This window comes from Staphylococcus parequorum (genome assembly GCF_039237145.1).
GTDB lineage: Bacteria > Bacillota > Bacilli > Staphylococcales > Staphylococcaceae > Staphylococcus > Staphylococcus equorum_A.
In genome coordinates this window covers 354,009-374,085 of sequence record NZ_CP150682.1, presented here as the reverse complement: position 1 = coordinate 374,085, position 20,077 = coordinate 354,009, and the positions used below count along the sequence as shown (strand labels likewise).

The following is a 20,077-nucleotide window of genomic DNA, read 5'->3' as shown; positions in this document are numbered from 1 at the left end:
CCTTAATATAGACTTAATGTTGTTCCGATTTGCTGTTGCTTCGCTTCTTTATAAATATAATAAGCACTTGAAATATCTTCGATTGCCATACCCATTGGATTTAATAAAATAATTTCTTCATCATTTTCTCTTCCTGGTTTAGCACCCGTTAATAATTCTCCTAATTCAGCATGTAAGGCTTCCCTACTAAAGCGCCCTTCTAATACAAGTTGATTAATTGTCTTTTTCTCGCGATTTGCTTGTGACCAATCGTCTACCAAGACTTTATCTGCTTGTGTAAAGACTTCTTTTTTAATATCCATAATTGAAATATTGCTAATAAATGTGCCTTTTTGAATCCAGTCATATTCAATGTATGGTTTGTCCGTAACTGTGCAAGTAATGACTACCTCTCCATTTTCAACTGCTTCTTTCGCTGTCGTCACTTGAACAAAGTCAATATCTGGACGTGCTTCAGCCCATTTTCCAATAAAATTAGCGCTGGCTTTTTCAAATTGATCAAATACGTATACTTGTTTAATATGATCAAATTGCTCTAACATACTTTGCAATTGTCTATCACCAATTAGACCACAGCCGATAATTGTTAATCTTTCAAAGCCTTTTTTCGCTAATTTCTGAGCAGCAATGACTGAAACAGCAGCCGTTCTCATACTACTGATTAAGCTCGCTTCCATCACTGCAATGGGATAGTTTGTTTCGGGATCATTCAAAATAATAACGCCACTTGCGCGTTCAATCTTTCGTTCTGAAGGATTATCATGTTTACTACCTATCCATTTAATACCTGATACTGGATCTTGACCGCCAATATGACTTGGCATGGCAATAATACGATCCGCAATATGCCCTTCTTTACCATTTGCGCGTAAATATGGCTTTAATGGTTGCACAAAATCTTGATTCGCGTGGGCTTTTAATGCCTCTGTTAATGCATTTACATAAACTGTTGAATGATTACCTCCTGCTTGTTCAATATCTGATCTATTTAAATACAACATGTCTTTGTTCATCGTGTTAGTGCTCCTTTTTTATTTTTTACATCATCAAACCATGCATCTGAATAAACTAAATCTAAATAGCGATCGCCTCTATCAGGTAAAATCGTCACAATTGTTTTATCTTTATCGATAGAATGAATGACTTTTTCAATCGCTGATATAATTGATCCTGTCGATCCACCAGCAAAAATACCTTCATAATCAACTAAGCGTTTACATCCAAGTGCTGATTGGTAGTCATCGACATGGACAACTTGGTCTATTTCTTCTTTATTTAAAATTTCAGGCACTCTACTCGCGCCAATACCTGGTAATTCTCTATCTGTAGGTGCGTCACCAAAAATAACTGACCCTTTCGCATCCACCGCAATAATATGTGCATTCGGGTGATGTTCTTTGATTTTTCTACTCATGCCCATAATGCTGCCTGTCGTACTCACTGGCGCTATAAAATAATCAATTGGGTTTTCTATTTGCTCTACGATTTCTGCACCAGCGCCATGATAATGTGCTTGCCAATTTAATTCATTTGCGTATTGATTGATCCAATATGCGTTGTCAGTTGAATCAAGTAATTCACGAACACGTTGAATGCGCGTCATTAAATACCCACCATTTTCATCCGCTTCGTTTACCATATCTATATTTGCACCATAACTTTTAATAATTTTTAAATTTGTTTCTGAAATCTTCGGGTCTACCACACATGTTAGTGTTAATCCTCTTATCTTAGCGATCATTGCTAGAGCAATACCTAAATTTCCTGAAGTACTCTCAATTAAATGTGTACCTTTAGTAATTGTTCCTTTGTTAAAACCATCTTCAATGATGTATTGAGCTGGTCTATCTTTCATACTGCCGCCTGGATTCATATATTCTAATTTTGCGAAAACATTATGTTCCGGAAACAGTTGCTTGAGCTGTATCATAGGCGTTCCACCTATACATGAAAGTAAAGAATCATGACAATGCTTAGGTTCTTGTCTCACTTAAATTCCTCCTAAAAAATATGGATTATCGATAACACTACGATACTGATAACGATTATCATTATCAGTAAACTGTATTCTAGGTATCCTTATTAAAAATGTCAAATCTTTATTTAATTTTTAAAAAAATTTAAAATTTTTGTTGACATATCGTTTACTTTATAAGATATTAGAATTGATAATGATTATCAATCCAGGTTGGAGGTTTTAGAGAAATGAAACATTTAACAAAAGTATTCATTACTGTTTTAGTAGCCGTTATGGTGTTAGCAGCTTGTGGAAATGGGGAGTCCGAAAAGTCATCGGAGTCAAAGGAAGATAGTAAAACAACGAAGATTAAACATGCTATGGGGACCACTGAAATTAAAGGGAAACCAAGACGTGTCGTAACATTATATCAAGGCGCGACTGATGTCTCTGTCGCATTAGGCGTCAAACCCGTCGGTGCTGTAGAATCTTGGACGCAACAACCTAAATATGATTACATAAAAGACGACCTAAAAGATACAAAAATAGTAGGTCAAGAACCTTCACCAAACTTAGAAGAAATATCTAAGTTAAAACCAGATTTAATCATCGGTTCTAAAGTCAGAAATGAAAAACAATATGAACAACTTTCTAAAATCGCACCAACCATTACGCACGATACAGTGTATAAATTTCAAGATACAACGAAAATGATGGGTAAAGCACTCGGTAAAGAAGAAAAAGCTGATGAGTTATTAAAGAATTATGATGATAAAGTTGCACAATTTAAAAAAGATGCAAAAGCTAAGTATGGAGATCAATGGCCAATGTCAGCTTCAGTTATCAACTTCAGACCAGATCATGCACGTATTTATGCAAGTGGTTACGCTGGAGACATCTTACATGACTTAGGATTTAAACGCCCAGAAGGACAACAAAAACAAGTTGATAAAGGTAAAGACATCATTCAATTAACATCTAAAGAAAGCATTCCACTTATGGATGCTGACCATATCTTTATGTTCAAGTCTGATAAAAGTGCTAAGGACGTAGAATTAACTAAGAAAACAGAAAAAGAATGGACATCAAGTAATCAATGGCAAAACTTAAATGCAGTAAAAAATGATAAAGTATCAAAAAATGTGGACGAAATCACATGGAACATGGCTGGTGGTTACACTTCATCACTTAAGCTCATTGACGATTTATACAAAAAATTAGATATTGAAAAACAATCTTAATCAATAAGGAGTTACCTCATGTTACTTAAACCGTGGTATAAATTAATGCTTTCTGGTTTATGCCTTATCGTTGTAACGATTTTAAGTTTAATCATTGGAAACACGCTTGTATCACTTTCACAGTTGGTACAAGCGTTGTTCCACTTTAATAGTAATAACGATATACATATTCTACTTGCCGAATCCCGTGCATCCAGAACAATTATTGCTATACTTACTGGCGCTGCATTCTCTGTATCTGGTCTGCTTATGCAAGTGTTAACACGTAATCCAATCGCTTCACCTGGCCTGTTTGGTGTCAATTCAGGTGCCGTGTTCTTTGTGATTTGTGGCTTAACATTTTTTAAAGTGCAATCATTTGAAGCACTCATAGCGATTTCATTTATCGGGGCAATCATTGTTACTGTTCTTGTTATTACACTTGGCATGTTTAAGCAAGCGCAATTTTCACCTAAACGTGTGATATTGGCTGGCGCAGCGATTTCAGCATTATTCGGAGCATTTACACAAGGCATTTTAATTATGAACCAAAGCAATTTACAAAGTTTTCTCTTTTGGCTAAGTGGTTCTGTTGCAATGCGTAATGTGTGGGAAGTGCCTTGGGTCATTCCAATTATTATTATATTTCTACTCATTGCCTTTGCGATGTCGTCACACATCAACATTTTAATGACGAGTGATGAAATTGCTTCTTCACTTGGTCAAAAAGTTAAATTAACAAAAATGATTATGGTATTAACTATTAGTGCGCTTGCAGGTATTTCGGTCTCACTTGCAGGATCTATTATGTTTATCGGATTAATCGTACCGAATATTAGTAAAAAGTTAATGCCAGCTAACTATAAATATTTGATACCTTTCACTGCAATGAGTGGTGCTATGTTAATGACATTATCCGATATTTTAGCCAGAACAATAATCCAACCACTCGAACTTCCTATAGGTGTTATCACAGCAGTCATCGGCTCAATTACACTTATTTATATTATTAGGAAAGGAATTCAAGGTATATGAATGAAACACTCCATAAAAAAGATACCAAACGTTTAGTCATTGCCGTTCTCATATTGATTATTTTTTCAATCTTGAGTTTAATGCTGGGGTCTACTTTTATATCGTTAAATAGTATCCTTTCTTATATGATTGATCCTATTTCAAGTCCTGATCAATTCACCATCGAAGTGTTGCGTTTGCCAAGAATTATATTAGCGATTGTAGCTGGTGCAGCACTTGGTGTAAGTGGTTTAATTTTACAAAATGTACTTAAAAATCCTATCGCTTCTCCAGATATTATAGGTGTAACAGGTGGTGCAACATTTGGTGCAGTGGCATTTATTGCGTTTTTAGGAGATATTGGTGTCCATTGGCTGCCGGCATTTTCGCTCACTGGTGCAGCTGTTGTGATGTTCATCTTGATGAGTTTCCAGAAAAAAGGCAATATACAGCCCACTACTCTAGTTATTATTGGTATCGCACTACAAACGTTATTTATGGCACTCGTGAATGGCACGCTTGTCCTTACAAAACAACTTGCTGCGTCTAAAGCGTATACTTGGCTTGTCGGTAGTTTATCTGGTGTCACATTTGAAAACAGTTTGATATTAGGGTTATTTATAGTGTGTACTTTGCCATTGTTGGTTATTGTACTTCCGAGAATGAAAGTATCCGTTATGCATGATAATGTGGCCACTGGTTTAGGCGTAAAGGTTAATCAAACACGCCTCATTCAAATGGTGATCACAACGATACTTGCTGGTGCAGCGATTAGTTTTGTAGGGAACATTGGCTTTGTGGGTTTAATCTCACCGCATATTGCTAAAGCTTTGATTAAAGGGAATTATCTAAAACGTATATTGATGTCAGCCATTTTTGGCGCACTTTCCATTGTTATTGCGGATCTTATAGGCAGAACGGTATTTTTACCAAAAGAAGTACCGGCTGGTGTTTTCATCGCTGCATTCGGCGCCCCATTCTTTATCTATTTATTACTGACTGTGAAAAAACTCTGATATGATTATATATTCTCAAATGCAAAGAACTAATCTATTAAATTATGGATTAGTTCTTTTTTCTATACTAAAATCTTACGATTTTGAAAGTGCATGCTTGCCTAGGGGTATGGCTCGAGCCTGTAGTCTCTCCCTCATACTATTCCCCTGGGCGTCAGCACGTTACAAAATCGATACAATTATATAAACAATAAAAAAGACATCCTCGTATAATAAAATTACTTTGACATAACTTTAAAACGAAGTGTCTCCTTTATAAAAATAATGGCAACTATTCAGCTAATTAGCAAAGCCTATTATCATAGTATTAGTTACTTGATGGCTTTAAAATATAAAAATAATAAACTAAAAAAATGATGATTGAAGGTGGTAAACTAATTGATAATGTTGTTACAAGTTCTTTAATCACTAAACCAATCGCTTTTATAAAGTCAGCAGTCATAATTTGAGTCAATCCGGTATCGGTTGGTCTAAAAATAATTACTATGAATGTGATTATTACGAAAAAGATAAGTGAAAACTTCAAACTCTTTTGAAGTTTCATCAAATCACCTCCATTTTAAATTTTTATACATTTTCAGGAATTATTTATTGAAAACATTACTTTAATTATACAAAATAAAATTAACTTTAAAAGCTAAATATCTATTTCAGTTATAATATGATTAACTTAAGACGAATGCATGAATATTCAAGGGGGTTTTAAAATGAGAGAATTAGTAGGAAAATGTTCTGTCTGCCAAAAAGATATTTATTGTTTAAATGGTTTCTTGAATGGTGAATATAATGACAATCATTTATATTGCTTTACATGTGCATCAAATATTGAAAAAGAATAAAATTATAAAAAGCAGTCACAAATCATTAAATTTGTGACTGCTTTTAAAATTCATCTATACTTGTCAGATTTTGAAAAGTTTAGCTCCAAAGCATAGTATGATTGAGGATGCATACTATAAAAAAGTAACCAGACACGTTCAAAATCGAGTTTTTAAATAATAGTAGTTTAGGATTCTTGTCGTATTCGAAAATGCTATATTACATTACTGCGAGACACTTTTAATAAAGTTACTACTTTTGTATGCTTCTGTTAAAAGTTGTCCATCGTTTGATACGTAAAAATATTTTTCATCAAGTGTAGACACCTCCGTCGGGAACAGCCAATACAGCTTACCCTTTTCAAAGGATTTGTCTTGTTTGATACATAAATATCTACATTCTGATATGCTCATTTATTGTTGCCTCATTTCAAGATCGAAGTAGCTCTGTATTATTTAATAATCGTGTTATTAAATACAAAACTAGGTTCTGCACCTAAAACGATAAGGAATATTTGTGAGTAAGCTACAAATTGGAATTTTAATATCATTTCATTCACATATTCGAATTCATTATTTTCTTTTACTTTTTCAACTTCTCGTTCATATAACTCTAAAACAGAATCTCTAATTAAAATAGGTCTGTTGTTTTGAATAACTTCATTATTGTTTGAAAACATAAGTAGTCCTAAATATTTATAATGAATACTTAGTTGTCTTGTTAAACTTGCTATATATTCTAATTGCTCATATAAGCGAGGTGATTCTTCTCTCAAAGCTTTTAAATCTAATTTGAATTGTGTTAGTTCATCCATTTCATTAACCATTTTTATCACTTCTCCAATTCCCATGGTTTACTTAAATCAAGAGACTTAAGTAATGTTTTACTTTGTAACCTTCTCGTTTTACGCACTTTTGCTCTTTCTTCACCATACATAAATAATGTTTTTTCGTCTTTAGTCTGAGCTGTAATTTTAGGTACTTTAATTGATTTTTTATTTTCATCTAAGGCTACAAAAGTAAGAAAAGCGATAGCAGCAATTTTTCTTTTTGCTGTAATCATATCTTCCGAAATTACCTTACAAAATATCTCCATAGATTTTTCTCCTGTATAAACTACAGAAGATTCTATGCAAACTGAATCTGACTGAGTAATAGGATGTAAAAATTCCACACTATCTGTAGATGCTGTGACACATTCTTTAACTCTTGCATGTCTTCTAGCAGACAAAGTTGCATTATTATCAATTTTTTTCATCAATACGCCACCAAATAGTGTGTTGTAATTATTCAAGTCATTAATTAAAACTTGATCGGTACTGACAATTTTACTATCGCTCGGATATTTATAATTTTCCATGAAAAACTCCCGTTCTATAATGTTTATGTCACAAATTATAGAACGGGAGCATATAAATAGAAAATATCCTTTTTTTATAAGGCCATAAATTATGTGAATGACCTCTACGTTTAATGATGTAATAAGTAATTTTCTTGTATAAATTTAATCCAATTTTTTGTTAATGAATCAACTATGATATCTTTTCTCCAAATAATGGCGAGTTCCCATTTCATTGAAGGTTCATTAATACTAATAGCTTTCAAATCTTTATCCAATAAATCAAGTATCCCCTCAGGTAATATACAAATGCCCATATTATTTATTAACATTTCTTCTATAAAGCTCCACTGGGTCGTTTCAAAAATAATATTAGGATTAAATCCATAGTTTCTACACGTATTTTTGATTTTATCGTTTAAATAGAAATCAGAATTAAATAAAATAAATTCTTGATGTTCTAAATCTTCAATATCAATCGTATCACTATTAGATAATGGATGATCTTTATGAACTACAAGTTTTAACTTTTCTTCTAAGAAAGTGAATGTACTGAAAATTTTATGATTCGTTGGTAGGACAGTAATCCCCATATCCAAATCACCATAGTATATATCATTTTCAATTTTTTTACTTCCATTTTCAAAAAGTTGAAACGTTACATTAGGATAAGAATCATGGAACTGAGAGATGAGTTTTATTAGTCTTCGAATATTAATAATTGTAGGAATTCCTATTTTTAAATGTCCGCTTTTCAATTCTAAAAGATTACTTAATTCATTAGGGATATTTTCATACATTTTCAGCATTTCTTTACACTGAAAAAAGAATGCCTCCCCCGCATCAGTTAGGTATATTTGGTTTTTATATCTATTAAATAATGTTACTTCTAATTCTTTTTCTAGTAATCTAATCGTATTACTAATTGTTGGCTGTGTAATGAAAAGTTTAGCTGCTGCTTTCGTCATACTTTTTTGTTTTACGACTTCAACAAAATACTGCATATGTCTAAGTTCCAATAAAATCACACCTTCTTTTTATATTATGAGTGTAGCGTTCTATAGTTCAATCATTTTTATATTTTATAATCCTGAAATTTTTAACGTTCTTGTTAATATTAATATTAGCATGTATTGGAAATATAACACCAAGGTTTATTTTTATGTCACCTTATTATTTCCAATAAAATAGTTAAATCACTATTTGTCATGAAGATTTAATTCAAAAAAGGCCGTTACCACATTTCGTGATAACGGCCTTTTCAAATATAAAATAAATTTCTGAATTGCTGATTAATATGAGTGAAATACCTTAAACACTAACTACTCAAAATTCAATTTAAAATTCAATTTGATTTGTGTATCATTGAGTCGATAAGCTTCATTTAATTCTGGACCGCAGCTATTAGAACCAATGCCACTTTGAGCATAATCAATATAAAAATACGTATAATCTTCGAGCTCTAATTGGTCTTTATGTGTCTTATGCGTTAACTGATTTAATGAATAATGTGTTGTATTAAAACTGAATGTGTCTCCACTTGTTACAACCATAGCATTTCGACCATTTGAAACTTTAACAAATGTAGTCTGATTATGACTTCCTGATTCTTGAGGTTTGATATCGTTACTTACATTATCTGTCACTGTCGTTTCGAAATAATCTAAATATGTTGCCACACCTTTATCTTGATAACTGCTATAAGGACCGTTCCCATAATATTCGACTTGCTCATAGTCACTTGGTAATGTCATGGCTAAACCGAAACGTGGAAGAAATGGCGCTAATGTATCTTTCTCTAAATCATAGTTTACGTTAAGCGTACCATCGCTTTGAATTGTCCACGTAATTGTACCCGAAAGTACAGGAGGAACCGCTTCATTAACCAGTGCAATATCAAAAATAAGACTGACGTCACTCTTATTTTTATCGATTCGGTAACCATGCACACGCGTAGTAATATCTTTATATCCAGCGTATGCCCAATCTTGCTTAACATTAATATCATTATCTGTTGGTGCACGCCATAAGTTATTTTGTGTTTTCTGATTCATAATAATTATGCCATCATGCACAACTGCTTTTAAACTCGCGTCTGTTTTATCAAAAATGTATGTCCAATTATCAATAGCAACGTGAATTGTACGAGCCTTGTCTCTGCATGCTATTGATAATGGTTTCATATTCTGATGCGTCATCGATTGTCGCTGATATACGATTTGATCATATCCTAATTCAAAATGAGCCGAACGTAACTTATCTGCATATTTCAATTTATAGTGTAACATCACATCACTGAGTTCATTTATATTAATATAGTCACTTAAATCAATCTTTTGTGTTGTATGGGGTGCAAATTGAGCAAAAGGAACTTCAAACGTCTGACGCGTGCCATCTAAAAAAGTAGCAGTTGCTTCAACACTTAAATAATCTTCTATATGCGTGAAATCAAGTTGATTACGTAATGATAGTTTATAGTCATCCCGCTTTATTACTTTTAAAGGTCTATGTTCATGTTTAAATTCATAGTATCCTTCGTGAGGCACACGGTCAGGAGAAACAATACCATCCACACAGAAATTACCATCATGTAGACATTCGCCGAAATCCCCACCATACCTAAATATTGGCTTACCATCTTTCAAACCTGTCTGAATACCGTGGTCACACCATTCCCATACGAATCCTCCAATAAAGCTATCGTATGCCTCAACAAGCTTTTGATAAGCATGAAGATCGCCTGGTGAATTCCCCATGGCATGCGCATATTCACACAAAATAAAGGGTTTATCTAGATTCGGATTCTTCAAATATGTCATTTCAATTTCTTCAGGAGATGGATACATTCTACTAATCATTTCAACGTTAGATAAATCATAGTCTTTTGATTTATCACGATGTAATGTGCCTTCATAATGAAGTGGTCGTGTAGCATCTAATTCTTTCGCACGTGCCAAGCCTTTAACCACATTAACGCCAAATCCTGATTCATTACCCATTGACCATGAAACAATTGAACTATAGTTTTTCAAAGGGATTATAGACGCTTCAATACGCTCGATAATTGCAGTTTGATATTTAGGGTCATCCGTAATGATATTAAAGTGCTCAGTGTTCTCTTCACCATATAAACGAACTACACCATGCGTTTCTAAATCCGCTTCACTCATCACATAAAAACCATATTGGTCTGTTAATTCATAAAATAAAGGTGATTTCGGATAATGTGCCGTACGGATTGCGTTAAAATTACCTTGCTTCATAAGCTCTAAATCTCTCATAAATTGAGCTTCATTTATCGTATAGCCTGTTTTAGGATCACTATCATGATGATTGGTACCACGTAATTTAATAGATTGTCCATTAATAAAAAATTGATTATCTCTGATTTTAACTTCTCGAATACCAATTTTTTGTGTAATAACTTCTTGACCAGTAGTAATGACTAACGTATAAAGTACAGGACTTTCTGCTGACCATAATTGTGGTTTGTTAACTGTAAAGCTATACTGTTCAGAAGCTTGAATACTGCTTACCAATTTGCTGTCTGGATCATATAAGTGTAGTTCAGCTTGGTCTAACGCTTGTTTACGTGCTAAGTTCACATCTATAGTAGCCTTATTCAAATCATCATTTAAATGTGTTTCAATTTTAAAATCATCTACACGTGATTGCGCTCGTTTTAAAATATAAACATCTCTAAAAATACCTGAATGTCTGAACATATCTTGGTCTTCAAAATAAGTGCCATCTGAGTATTTTAATACAAGCACTTGTATCGTATTCTCTCCATCACGCACAAATTTTGAAATATCAAATTCTGAAATAGCATGAGATATCTGACTATAACCTACAAATTGATTATTTACCCATACATAAAATGCGCTATCTACACCTTCAAAATTCAAATGATAATCACTTTGCGTATCATATGAACTTAACTCAAAAGAACGTGTATAACGTCCGCATGGATTGTTCTTCGGGACATACGGCGGATCAAATGGAATTGGATATTGTGTGTTAAGGTACTGTATTTGATCGTAGCCATATAAATTCCATACAGACGGTACTGGCAATATATCCTTTTTAATCTGTTGAGGTTGGTTTAAACATGCTTCTAGAGAATTGAAATATTCAAAGTGCCAATCACCATTTAATAATGTCACATTTTTTGTATTATAACGTGTTTCTAAACGGTAGTCAGACTCCCCTCCTTGATAAGGTATATAAAATGCGCGTCTTGGCATCAAGTTCACATGCTGAATCTCCATATTTTCATGAAATTGTTCTTCTAACATAAAATGACATCCCCTCTATTTAATATTCTCTCTATGTTCCCTCTGACGTTTATATCGGAGTGTTTTCTCAATATCATTTAAAAAGTCACCTTTTAAATGGAATGCTTTATGATATAAAAATGCTGTTAAACTAACGAAAATCAACGGTGCGACAATAATCATGATACGCAGACCATTAACCGTGACCGCTGATTGTGCCTCATTCGGTGTATAACCTAATACAGATAAGCCGACACCGACAATTAAAGCGGCAACTGCTTGTGATGCTTTAGTTAAAAACGTGTTTGTGGAAGTGATCACACTCTCATTACGTTGCCCAAACTTCACTTCACCGTAATCAATCACATCTGCAAGCGATACTGTTGTTATACCAATCATAAATCCTGAACCAACTCGTAACATACCTGCACCTATAATGACTAAGATCGTACTTTGTGGCGCCACGAAACCTGATATTAAAATAATAACTAAACCAGTTATGATAAGCGTAATAGCTGTATTAAACGCTCTAGTTCTACCAACCCATTTAATAAAACGTGGCAAAAGTAATAAACCAAGCATTTCACACAGAATCATTGCATTAAAAATTGAAAATAAATGTTCCGCATTCACTACATATTTAAAGTAATAAATGATAGAACCATTGAGCGTTTGTAAGCATAAATTAAAAGTTAATAAAACACCCATGATGGCAAGTAATTCTTTGTTTTTAAATAAAATACGACCAATATCTTTAAAATTAACTTTAATACCTATTTGTTTTTCCATTTCATGATCTTCAGGTACTTTGAAGACTGTTACACCTATCGTAAAGATAAAAACAACACTACAGATTACGGCAAAAACAAAAATGCCTACCGAGTCACTACCACTACCAAAGACGTCTCCTAATTTATGTATAAAGAACAAACCAAAAGTACCTACAATAAATGCGGCTAAACTTGCGAAAAATCTAGGAATGACTGAAATCTCTTCACGTTCTCTAGGGTTATGCGTCAAGTTCGGTAACCAAGACCAGTACGGAATATCCATCATCGTATATGTCATTCCCCAGGAAATATACATAATCGATATATAAATATACATAGACGTTTGTGATAAATCTAAATTCGTAAATAGCAAGACTGTAACAATAGCATTAGCAAGCGTACCGATAACGAGCCACGTCTTGAACTTACCAAAGTTATTCCGCGTATTATCAACGATCATACCCATAATCGGGTCATTAATTGCATCCCAAATACGTGCAACAAAAAGCATAACTCCGACAAATGCAGGAGATAAACCTACAATATCTGTGATATAAAACATTAAGAAGAGCCCAACAATATTAAATATGGCATCCTTCCCTATTGCACCAAAGCCAAATGCTAATTTTTGCTTTCCAGTTAAATATCTATCCATTTTATCCACCTCTAAAATCTCACTTTTTAAAGCGCTTACATATATGTTAATATCATTTTATCAATTTAAAGTGCATGTTATGAATAGCATAATGATGATGTTGTATGGCAAAATGTTGCATTTTGTTATTATAATGTGATTATATAAATCTAAAGAAGTTCAATATGATAAATTGAGAGGTGTGTTATGCAAGTTTTATGGAAGAAATTTAGTAAAAAGTTAATTGATGCTAATTTAGTAGAATGTGGTATTGAAGTTGGTGTACCAAATGTAGGTTATAATTATACAGTTTTCCAAACATCTGTAATACATATCGTAACTCATGGTGAAGGTATTTTTAAATATAATGGGCAGAGTTTCAACTTAAAAAAAGGGGATATGTTTTTATTAGAAAAAGGCATGGAAGTTGAATATAAGCCTTCTTTTTCAAAACCTTGGACTTATTATTGGGTAGGTATTAGTGGCAAACAAATTCTAGATTATTTAGCACGTAGTTATATCGTAGATGACCATATCATTATAGGTAAAGACACTTCTGAAATTAAAAAAACGATTCATAATATATGTGATCTTTCAAAAACCATTGCGTCTAGCAACTCACATGACATTTTAATCATGCAACATATATACCAATTAGTTTATATGCTTCAAGAACAGTTTCCTAAAAATTTCTCAGTTAACGTCAATATTGTTAACGAAGATATCCAAAGAGCAGTCGAATTTATCAATTCAAACTATCACAAGAATATTAGTGTCGTTGATGTTGCGCAATATGTTAATGTCACTCGCAGTCATTTATTCAAGCTGTTTAAGAAGAATTTAAATTGTTCTCCCAAAGCATACTTAACATATATCCGTATGTATCATGCATCTCAATTACTTATACATACGAATAATATGATATGTGAAGTTTCAAGTAAAGTTGGATATAAAGATCCTTTATTATTTTCTAAAAATTTTACAAAACACTTTGAAATTAGTGCGTCTGAATATCGAAATAATTTTTCGTAGCTTTAAATTTTCAACTTATAACAATGCCACTATCTGTAGTTTTAATATGAGAATTCTTTGGTGTTTGTATCATTTTAATCACCCAATAAAAGTCTCCAACACATGACATTGTATGCATGGTAGCAAATGATAAAAAGAACACTTTGGGTAAAACCCCCATATAAAAAGTTATGATGAAAGTTGAAGTAATAATAACAAATGGTGCTATTGCACTTATAGCAAAAGTTAATGGCGTAAAGCTTCCCCCTGGTATTGCACAATAAATCATTCCGTTAGCCATTCCAAAATTCACCTTATTCAATGGCGAGAACAGTTTGAAAAACAAAGCGTGAATTAATTCATGTACAATAAACGTCCCTATAAATAACCCTATTCCAATAAATATATTAGCTAACATTGAATCGAAAATATCAATAGTATCAGACATCTTTACCATAACAAAAAACAACCCACCAAAAACAATACATAAGGCAATTTGATATTTAGAAAATGCCTTTATTAATGAATCATTACCTATAATATCAATTTTTTTCATAATGATAATCTCCTCTTCATATTATAAAATTCTCACATATAACATATACGATACATGTCATTTTGACAAATATAGTTGTCAAAATGACAAAAGTAATATATATTAACCTTAAGGAGTTGATCAATAATGCGCAATCGACTTAAAGAATTACGTGCACGTGATGGCTATAATCAAACACAACTTGCTAAAAACGCAGGAATTTCTAGACAAACTGTTTCCTTAATAGAACGTAATGATTTTATGCCATCAATTCTGACAGCTGTTAAAATTGCTCGCATATTTAATGAACCCGTTGAAAACATCTTCATAATTGAGGAGGAAGATTTATGAAAGTAGGACGCTTTTTATTGCTTGTTTTAGTAGGAGGAATCATTGGTGGTATTATTGGCCTATCCTTTGGCTTATTTGAAAATAACAGCCATTTTTCAAGCATAAGTTTCGCAAGCCACGAAATTACAATCATTGTTTGTCTCATTGCATCCCTCATTAATATAATCCTTACTCTAGTGTTATATAAAGTTCAACAAAATGCACTCACATTCAAATCAAAAATGAACCATGATATAGAGGGTCAACAAGCTGATGAATTTGAAGAGAAAGCAAATATGATGTTTATGAGAACGAGCTTTATTTATTATGTTCAGATTTTAATTAGTTTAATTTGTATGTTTATTATAGTGATGGTAAATGCTTCTGAGGGAGACATTTTTTATCCTATCATTCCTTACTTAATCACAATTGTTCCTTCTCTGATGATCGGTTTCTTTGTAAGAAAATTTGATAGTCGTTATCCAAAACAAGGTGAAGCTCAGTATACGGAGAAAATTCTAGACATCATGGATGAAGGAGAACGTCATATAACGCTCGTCTCTATGTTCAAAATTTATCATATCAATCTTACTTTATTGATTATTGGTGGAATGATATTAGGTTTATTCTCATTAATTACTGGCATCAACCAACTTTTAGGATTGCTCCTTATTATTATTCTTTTTATCTATAATGCATTTGGTTATATGTTAAAAGTACGTAAATTTTATTTATAAATATAGTATGAAGAAAGAGAGTGTATCTATGGAACACCTTTTAAAAGTTCAAAATTTAAATAAGTCTTACACAAAATCTGACTTTCACCTTTCCGATATTTCACTATCAATCAAACCTAGTGAAGTTGTAGGTTTAATTGGAAAAAATGGTTCAGGTAAATCTACATTGATTAATACATTGGTCGGAAATCGCTTTAAAGACAGTGGAAAAATCATTTTTTTCGATGAAACTGTAACAGAAAATGATTCCAATTATAAAGAAAATATCGGTGTTGTATTTGATGATTTACGTGTACCAAACAAACTAACAATTAAAGAAATTGATAAAGTGTTTTCTAATATTTATCAATCATGGAATAGCGAAAAATTCTTTTCAATTATCGATAAATTTGAGTTACCTACTAATAATGCAATTAAATCCTTTTCACGTGGTATGCGTATGAAAGCTGCTTTGACAATATCGTTAGCACACGAAAGTAAACTTCTCATTCTTGATGAAGCTACTGCTGGTATGGATGTCTCAAGTCGTGAAGAAGTTATTGAAATGTTAGAGGATTACATAGAAGAAGGCAATGGGATTTTGATTTCATCTCATATTTCAGAAGATATTGAGCAGCTTGCAACTAAACTTGTGTTTATGCGAGATGGCAAAATTATTTTTGAAGAAAACAAACAAAACTTATTGGATAATTATGGCATTATTGAGCAACCTGAAGAAGATTTCAATATTCCAACTGACCTTATCATAGCTTCAAGAGCTCGTAATCACATAAGAACTACTTTAATCAATAATCGTAACCAAGTAACAAATGCGAGACCATTGCAAAGTATTGATGACGCAACAAAATTAATTATGAGAGGTGATAAATAATGAAGGGCTTAACACTTAGCAGTTATTACTCATCAAAAAAATCACTCTTCACTTATTTAATTGTAGGTATTGTCGCTAGTATACTATTCACATTTATGAACCCTATCATGACATGTTTTTTACCAATGATTTTTCTTATTTCACCTGTAACGGATAACATTAAACATGAGAAAGATTCAAAATGGATGTATTATGTGTCCACTTTACCTAAAGGTAGAAGTGCATACGTAAACAGTTATTTCAGCTTCTACGGCGTTCTAATTTTAATAGGACTTATCATCGGTATTATACCATTAGCACTCATAACACAAAATTTAAATCTCACGTTAGTATCTATATTAATAGGCATAGGTGGCGCTGGTTCATACGCAATAATGTTCCCTTTAACATTTAAATTTGGACCAGAAAATTCAAATGTTATTTTAATCACAACATCCTTTATAGTAATAGCTTTATTTTTCCTAGTATTCTTTGGATTTATCATGCCAAATATTGCTTCATCTGGATCAATTGAAGATATAGCTAACGTAACAAGTAATTTACTCGTAGTTAGTACCTATGCACTTTTAGGTGTTATTTTATTAGTAGTTTCCTACATTTCATCAATTAAAATATTTAATAAACAAGAACTATAGCAAAAAATCCCAGTGACTTAATTACAAAGTCATTGGGATTTTTTATTATTGTGTGATTTATTAATTTACTGATTCAATAAATGTTGTTTTATCGATAGCATTGGCTTGTTGTAATTGTAATTCTAAGTAATTATCGAATGTGTCTTTGTGTTGCGTAACTTCCTCTAGGGCACTGATTAGCGTATCAGGATACGCTACATCGAATAAATGAGTTGGTGCTGTTACTACTCTATTGTGCGCAGTGGCATCATAACCTAAAATTAATAATTTGTAGTCAAAGGCTGCCCTAACTGCATCTAATATTTCGTTTCCTTTATTAATATCTAAATAGATATCGCATTTTTTATAAAGTGCTTTAAATTCGGTCTTTTTGGCATTTGGATATAATTTAACATTGGCATATTTATTCAAGTTCATTAACACCTTAGACATTTCAGTCATAGCTGCAATATGAAAATCTAAATGCGGATGTGCTTGTACAATTTGTTCTAAATGCGGTATTTGATCAGAATTTGTTAGTGTTAGCACTTGGTTAGAATGATTATTAGACTTCAGGAATTTATATACATATCCAGATTTATATATTCTATTTTTCCATTTATCACTAATGGACGATTTAAGTTGTTCGTAGGCTTCATCGCTCGGCACAATAATACTGAATGATCTACGTTCTTTAGATAATATATTTTCCATATGACGAATAATATCGCTCGTAATATCACCTTGCCAATAAAAATAATCATTGCTAGAGTCACTTAAACCGTTCATCACTGCGGCTGGTACTGAAAATGAGTTAATTAAAAATTGTTCGGATTCTAACCCTGCAACTTGAATATAGAAATTAACAAATTGTATTTTAGAATGGAAGAAGTATTCTTTGCCTTGCCAATTCAAAATAACATCATTTGTGATGAAGTTCTCAACCATAAACACTTCACCTTTAGCGTTATAGTAGCGTTTTAATATTCTTTTATGGGTATTAGGATCCAATACTACTTGTGCATAACTGTATCCATATTTATTATAATAATCAATAAACTGCGTATGTCCTTGTTTATTTAACCACTCAATACGTTCTACGATTCTATGTTTATAATTCTTTTTATAAATAATTCTCGCTTTAATATCTCCTGTATCTTTAATTACAGCATCGTTATTATTGCCTTCAATCAACCAAAATTTCGGTGTTTTAACTTGGTTAAAAAATAATGGTTTAACTGGCAAATTTTCATTTTCCGCAAAGAATTCATATGGTGTTTTAACATCTGCAGGAAGAAAGCCATCTGCTTCAATAACGATTGTTTGTCTATTCATACCCGAAAATTTAAATGAATTATAAAGGACTATTGTTTGTTTATCGAAAGCTTCAAATAAATTAATCATAAAGCACCTCATCAATTAAATTATTCCATTGGATTTTTACAGCATCTTGTGTAAATTGTTCAGCAACTTTATAAGATGCCTCATGGAAATTATTTGTATCATTTTCAAAAAATAGAATTATAGCTTCAGCAATTTTTCCTACTATTTCAGACTCTGATTCTACATTTAATTTAATAGGTATGAGATAGCCATTTTCTTTGTCCTCAATAAAAGTCGGATTTCCATAATTAACATCAAATCCAATAAGTCCTAATCCTGAGCCAATCGCTTCCATCAATGTTAATCCAAAACCTTCACTCGTTGATCCTGATAGAAACAATTCATAATCCTTATATACTTGGTTTGAATTTACATGGCCATGCAATGTGATATAACTTTCTGCGTTATTTTCACGAATAAGGTTATGCAATGCCTGCTTTTGAGCACCTTCTCCATATATATCAAATGTTATTTCAGGTCTTTGTTGTTTCGCAATTGCGACTGCTTTAACTAACCAATCTACACGTTTTTCAGCTGCTAATCTTGAAGCAGTAATGATAGAATAAGGCTTTCTGTTTAAAGAAGGTTGTGTTAAAGTTTTTAAATTTCCTACAGGAATTGTATATATATTAGGCTTGATATGATTATACTTTTCAAATTGCTCTGTCAGCAGTTTATTTTGGATTTCCGTTGCTGTGATAAAGAAATCAATTTCCTGCGCGTTAGTGAATACATATTCATAATGATTATTCCAAAGTATATAATCATCGTTCGTTGTCGACGCATTATAGTGTTCTGCATGAATCACTACACCTAATTTAGCTTGATGTTTATTTTCTATCATAACTTGACCAACATCTTTTGAGCGATCTAATAAAATCATATCTTCCTGCGACAACTGAAGTTTTTCCATGAAATATGCAATAAAACTTTGCTTCGAATATAGTATTCTATCTTTAAAGACAAACATACTATTATCACCATTTACATATTCATTGTATGCTGTAGAACCGTCTTCATTGTAAAAGACTCTCATATATAATTTAGCCATATTATCTTCAGGGGCGTAATACTCTGAAAAGACACGTACATAGGAATAATAATCTTTGCGTAGTAACTTCCCTCTTGATACATATTCTACTCTATCAACAATATCGCTATCTTCTTCTTTCAAATGACACACGATATAATTACTGTTTTTATTAAAGAAATATTTTTTGATTTTTCCTTCATCTTCTGTTTTAGTGATGTCGTCATTGAGTGATTGAATAATCTCATCTAATTTAACACTTGAAGGTGCTATTTTTATATCTGTGAAAAATTGGTATAACCATACCACTTCATCATCATTAAACCCTAAATTTTTTGTTAGGGTTTGTATATTTTCAGTTTTTATAAATTCTAAAAACACGAACTTTAATGTTTCTGCTCTTCCTCTTAAAGCTTGAGCTCTGTATAATTGCGCATACTCTACACCACTACTCGCCCATCCAATACCATAGTTCATGTTATATATCGTCATGTATTACACCTCAATAACTAAAGTTAAAA

21 protein-coding genes are annotated in these 20,077 nt (G+C 32.3%); 9 read left to right on the top strand and 12 right to left on the bottom strand.

What is annotated here, in order from left to right; all coding sequences use genetic code 11:
• Window positions 1-2 precede the first annotated feature (2 nt).
• Complete coding sequence (sbnB, locus tag AAA453_RS01735; protein ID WP_427705809.1) at window positions 3-1,013, bottom strand: 2,3-diaminopropionate biosynthesis protein SbnB; 1,011 nt, start codon at window positions 1,011-1,013, stop codon at window positions 3-5.
• Window positions 1,010-1,990 carry a 2,3-diaminopropionate biosynthesis protein SbnA gene (gene sbnA, locus AAA453_RS01730; RefSeq protein WP_427705807.1) on the bottom strand — a complete coding sequence of 327 codons (981 nt, stop codon included), beginning with the start codon at window positions 1,988-1,990 and terminating at the stop codon, window positions 1,010-1,012. Before sbnA ends, sbnB begins: the two co-directional genes overlap by 4 nt.
• A gap of 215 nt (window positions 1,991-2,205) precedes the next feature.
• Here sbnA and AAA453_RS01725 point away from each other — a divergent pair, with 215 nt between their 5' ends.
• From AAA453_RS01725 to AAA453_RS01715, 3 genes are read left to right on the top strand one after another with little or no spacing between them, the layout of a single operon-like run.
• The gene (locus AAA453_RS01725; RefSeq protein WP_427705805.1) at window positions 2,206-3,198 is read left to right on the top strand and encodes an ABC transporter substrate-binding protein; all 993 of its coding nucleotides are present in this window, start codon (window positions 2,206-2,208) and stop codon (window positions 3,196-3,198) included.
• Window positions 3,199-3,216: 18 nt separating this feature from the next.
• Window positions 3,217-4,212 carry a FecCD family ABC transporter permease gene (locus AAA453_RS01720; protein WP_427705803.1) on the top strand — a complete coding sequence of 332 codons (996 nt, stop codon included), beginning with the start codon at window positions 3,217-3,219 and terminating at the stop codon, window positions 4,210-4,212.
• Window positions 4,209-5,207 carry a FecCD family ABC transporter permease gene (locus AAA453_RS01715; protein WP_427705801.1) on the top strand — a complete coding sequence of 333 codons (999 nt, stop codon included), beginning with the start codon at window positions 4,209-4,211 and terminating at the stop codon, window positions 5,205-5,207. Before AAA453_RS01720 ends, AAA453_RS01715 begins: the two co-directional genes overlap by 4 nt.
• Before the next feature lie 307 nt (window positions 5,208-5,514).
• Here the strand turns inward: AAA453_RS01715 and AAA453_RS01710 are convergent, their stop codons facing one another.
• Window positions 5,515-5,751, bottom strand: coding sequence for a preprotein translocase subunit YajC (locus AAA453_RS01710; protein ID WP_427705799.1), 237 nt, complete (start codon window positions 5,749-5,751; stop codon window positions 5,515-5,517).
• A gap of 163 nt (window positions 5,752-5,914) precedes the next feature.
• Between AAA453_RS01710 and AAA453_RS01705 the strand changes: the two genes are divergently transcribed.
• Window positions 5,915-6,046, top strand: a complete 132-nt coding sequence (locus AAA453_RS01705) for a hypothetical protein (RefSeq protein ID WP_427705797.1) — start codon at window positions 5,915-5,917, stop codon at window positions 6,044-6,046.
• A gap of 204 nt (window positions 6,047-6,250) precedes the next feature.
• Here the strand turns inward: AAA453_RS01705 and AAA453_RS01700 are convergent, their stop codons facing one another.
• From AAA453_RS01700 to melB, 6 genes are all read right to left on the bottom strand, one after another.
• Window positions 6,251-6,439 carry a hypothetical protein gene (locus AAA453_RS01700; protein ID WP_427705795.1) on the bottom strand — a complete coding sequence of 63 codons (189 nt, stop codon included), beginning with the start codon at window positions 6,437-6,439 and terminating at the stop codon, window positions 6,251-6,253.
• Between the two features lie 38 nt (window positions 6,440-6,477).
• The gene (locus AAA453_RS01695) at window positions 6,478-6,852 is read right to left on the bottom strand and encodes a hypothetical protein (RefSeq protein ID WP_069832780.1); all 375 of its coding nucleotides are present in this window, start codon (window positions 6,850-6,852) and stop codon (window positions 6,478-6,480) included.
• Window positions 6,853-6,857: 5 nt separating this feature from the next.
• Window positions 6,858-7,385, bottom strand: a complete 528-nt coding sequence (locus AAA453_RS01690; RefSeq protein WP_069816845.1) for an acyl-CoA thioesterase — start codon at window positions 7,383-7,385, stop codon at window positions 6,858-6,860.
• 110 nt (window positions 7,386-7,495) lie between these two features.
• Window positions 7,496-8,383 (bottom strand): cidABC operon transcriptional activator CidR, encoded by an 888-nt coding sequence (gene cidR, locus AAA453_RS01685; protein WP_069816843.1) that lies wholly within the window; start codon window positions 8,381-8,383, stop codon window positions 7,496-7,498.
• A 303-nt stretch (window positions 8,384-8,686) separates the two neighbouring features.
• Window positions 8,687-11,662 (bottom strand): glycoside hydrolase family 2 TIM barrel-domain containing protein, encoded by a 2,976-nt coding sequence (locus AAA453_RS01680; protein WP_427705793.1) that lies wholly within the window; start codon window positions 11,660-11,662, stop codon window positions 8,687-8,689.
• Between the two features lie 15 nt (window positions 11,663-11,677).
• Window positions 11,678-13,066, bottom strand: coding sequence for a melibiose:sodium transporter MelB (gene melB / locus AAA453_RS01675; protein WP_069816839.1), 1,389 nt, complete (start codon window positions 13,064-13,066; stop codon window positions 11,678-11,680).
• 186 nt (window positions 13,067-13,252) lie between these two features.
• Between melB and AAA453_RS01670 the strand changes: the two genes are divergently transcribed.
• Window positions 13,253-14,077, top strand: coding sequence for an AraC family transcriptional regulator (locus tag AAA453_RS01670; RefSeq protein ID WP_427705791.1), 825 nt, complete (start codon window positions 13,253-13,255; stop codon window positions 14,075-14,077).
• Between the two features lie 10 nt (window positions 14,078-14,087).
• On the opposite strand, the gene AAA453_RS01665 is transcribed toward AAA453_RS01670, so the two are convergent.
• Entirely contained in the window at window positions 14,088-14,612 is a 525-nt protein-coding gene (locus AAA453_RS01665; RefSeq protein ID WP_427705789.1) for a DUF3267 domain-containing protein, read from the bottom strand.
• Between the two features lie 126 nt (window positions 14,613-14,738).
• On the opposite strand from AAA453_RS01665, the gene AAA453_RS01660 reads away from it, so the two are divergent.
• Genes AAA453_RS01660 through AAA453_RS01645 form a run of 4 tightly spaced genes read left to right on the top strand, consistent with a single transcriptional unit; the run spans window position 14,739 to window position 17,164 of the window.
• On the top strand, window positions 14,739-14,942 hold the full coding sequence (locus tag AAA453_RS01660) for a helix-turn-helix transcriptional regulator (RefSeq protein WP_002506324.1): 204 nt from the start codon (window positions 14,739-14,741) through the stop codon (window positions 14,940-14,942).
• Window positions 14,939-15,658, top strand: a complete 720-nt coding sequence (locus AAA453_RS01655) for a DUF3169 family protein (protein ID WP_069816833.1) — start codon at window positions 14,939-14,941, stop codon at window positions 15,656-15,658. Before AAA453_RS01660 ends, AAA453_RS01655 begins: the two co-directional genes overlap by 4 nt.
• Before the next feature lie 28 nt (window positions 15,659-15,686).
• Window positions 15,687-16,529 (top strand): ABC transporter ATP-binding protein, encoded by an 843-nt coding sequence (locus AAA453_RS01650; protein WP_427705787.1) that lies wholly within the window; start codon window positions 15,687-15,689, stop codon window positions 16,527-16,529.
• Entirely contained in the window at window positions 16,529-17,164 is a 636-nt protein-coding gene (locus AAA453_RS01645) for an ABC-2 transporter permease (protein WP_427705785.1), read from the top strand. The genes AAA453_RS01650 and AAA453_RS01645 overlap by 1 nt, the downstream gene beginning before the upstream one ends.
• A gap of 60 nt (window positions 17,165-17,224) precedes the next feature.
• Here the strand turns inward: AAA453_RS01645 and gtfB are convergent, their stop codons facing one another.
• Both gtfB and gtfA read right to left on the bottom strand, forming a co-directional pair.
• Window positions 17,225-18,547 carry an accessory Sec system glycosylation chaperone GtfB gene (gene gtfB / locus AAA453_RS01640; protein WP_427705783.1) on the bottom strand — a complete coding sequence of 441 codons (1,323 nt, stop codon included), beginning with the start codon at window positions 18,545-18,547 and terminating at the stop codon, window positions 17,225-17,227.
• Complete coding sequence (gene gtfA / locus AAA453_RS01635; RefSeq protein ID WP_427705781.1) at window positions 18,540-20,048, bottom strand: accessory Sec system glycosyltransferase GtfA; 1,509 nt, start codon at window positions 20,046-20,048, stop codon at window positions 18,540-18,542. Before gtfA ends, gtfB begins: the two co-directional genes overlap by 8 nt.
• Between the last annotated feature and the right edge of the window lie 29 nt (window positions 20,049-20,077).

Coding starts and splice junctions, on each gene's coding strand:
- sbnB (WP_427705809.1), bottom strand. CDS start 1,013: ATGAACAAAGACATGTTGTATTTAAATAGATCAGATATTGAACAAGCA.
- AAA453_RS01725 (WP_427705805.1), top strand. CDS start 2,206: ATGAAACATTTAACAAAAGTATTCATTACTGTTTTAGTAGCCGTTATG.
- AAA453_RS01720 (WP_427705803.1), top strand. CDS start 3,217: ATGTTACTTAAACCGTGGTATAAATTAATGCTTTCTGGTTTATGCCTT.
- AAA453_RS01715 (WP_427705801.1), top strand. CDS start 4,209: ATGAATGAAACACTCCATAAAAAAGATACCAAACGTTTAGTCATTGCC.
- AAA453_RS01710 (WP_427705799.1), bottom strand. CDS start 5,751: ATGAAACTTCAAAAGAGTTTGAAGTTTTCACTTATCTTTTTCGTAATA.
- AAA453_RS01705 (WP_427705797.1), top strand. CDS start 5,915: ATGAGAGAATTAGTAGGAAAATGTTCTGTCTGCCAAAAAGATATTTAT.
- AAA453_RS01700 (WP_427705795.1), bottom strand. CDS start 6,439: ATGAGCATATCAGAATGTAGATATTTATGTATCAAACAAGACAAATCC.
- AAA453_RS01695 (WP_069832780.1), bottom strand. CDS start 6,852: ATGGTTAATGAAATGGATGAACTAACACAATTCAAATTAGATTTAAAA.
- AAA453_RS01690 (WP_069816845.1), bottom strand. CDS start 7,385: ATGGAAAATTATAAATATCCGAGCGATAGTAAAATTGTCAGTACCGAT.
- AAA453_RS01680 (WP_427705793.1), bottom strand. CDS start 11,662: ATGTTAGAAGAACAATTTCATGAAAATATGGAGATTCAGCATGTGAAC.
- melB (WP_069816839.1), bottom strand. CDS start 13,066: ATGGATAGATATTTAACTGGAAAGCAAAAATTAGCATTTGGCTTTGGT.
- AAA453_RS01670 (WP_427705791.1), top strand. CDS start 13,253: ATGCAAGTTTTATGGAAGAAATTTAGTAAAAAGTTAATTGATGCTAAT.
- AAA453_RS01665 (WP_427705789.1), bottom strand. CDS start 14,612: ATGAAAAAAATTGATATTATAGGTAATGATTCATTAATAAAGGCATTT.
- AAA453_RS01660 (WP_002506324.1), top strand. CDS start 14,739: ATGCGCAATCGACTTAAAGAATTACGTGCACGTGATGGCTATAATCAA.
- AAA453_RS01655 (WP_069816833.1), top strand. CDS start 14,939: ATGAAAGTAGGACGCTTTTTATTGCTTGTTTTAGTAGGAGGAATCATT.
- AAA453_RS01650 (WP_427705787.1), top strand. CDS start 15,687: ATGGAACACCTTTTAAAAGTTCAAAATTTAAATAAGTCTTACACAAAA.
- AAA453_RS01645 (WP_427705785.1), top strand. CDS start 16,529: ATGAAGGGCTTAACACTTAGCAGTTATTACTCATCAAAAAAATCACTC.
- gtfB (WP_427705783.1), bottom strand. CDS start 18,547: ATGATTAATTTATTTGAAGCTTTCGATAAACAAACAATAGTCCTTTAT.
- gtfA (WP_427705781.1), bottom strand. CDS start 20,048: ATGACGATATATAACATGAACTATGGTATTGGATGGGCGAGTAGTGGT.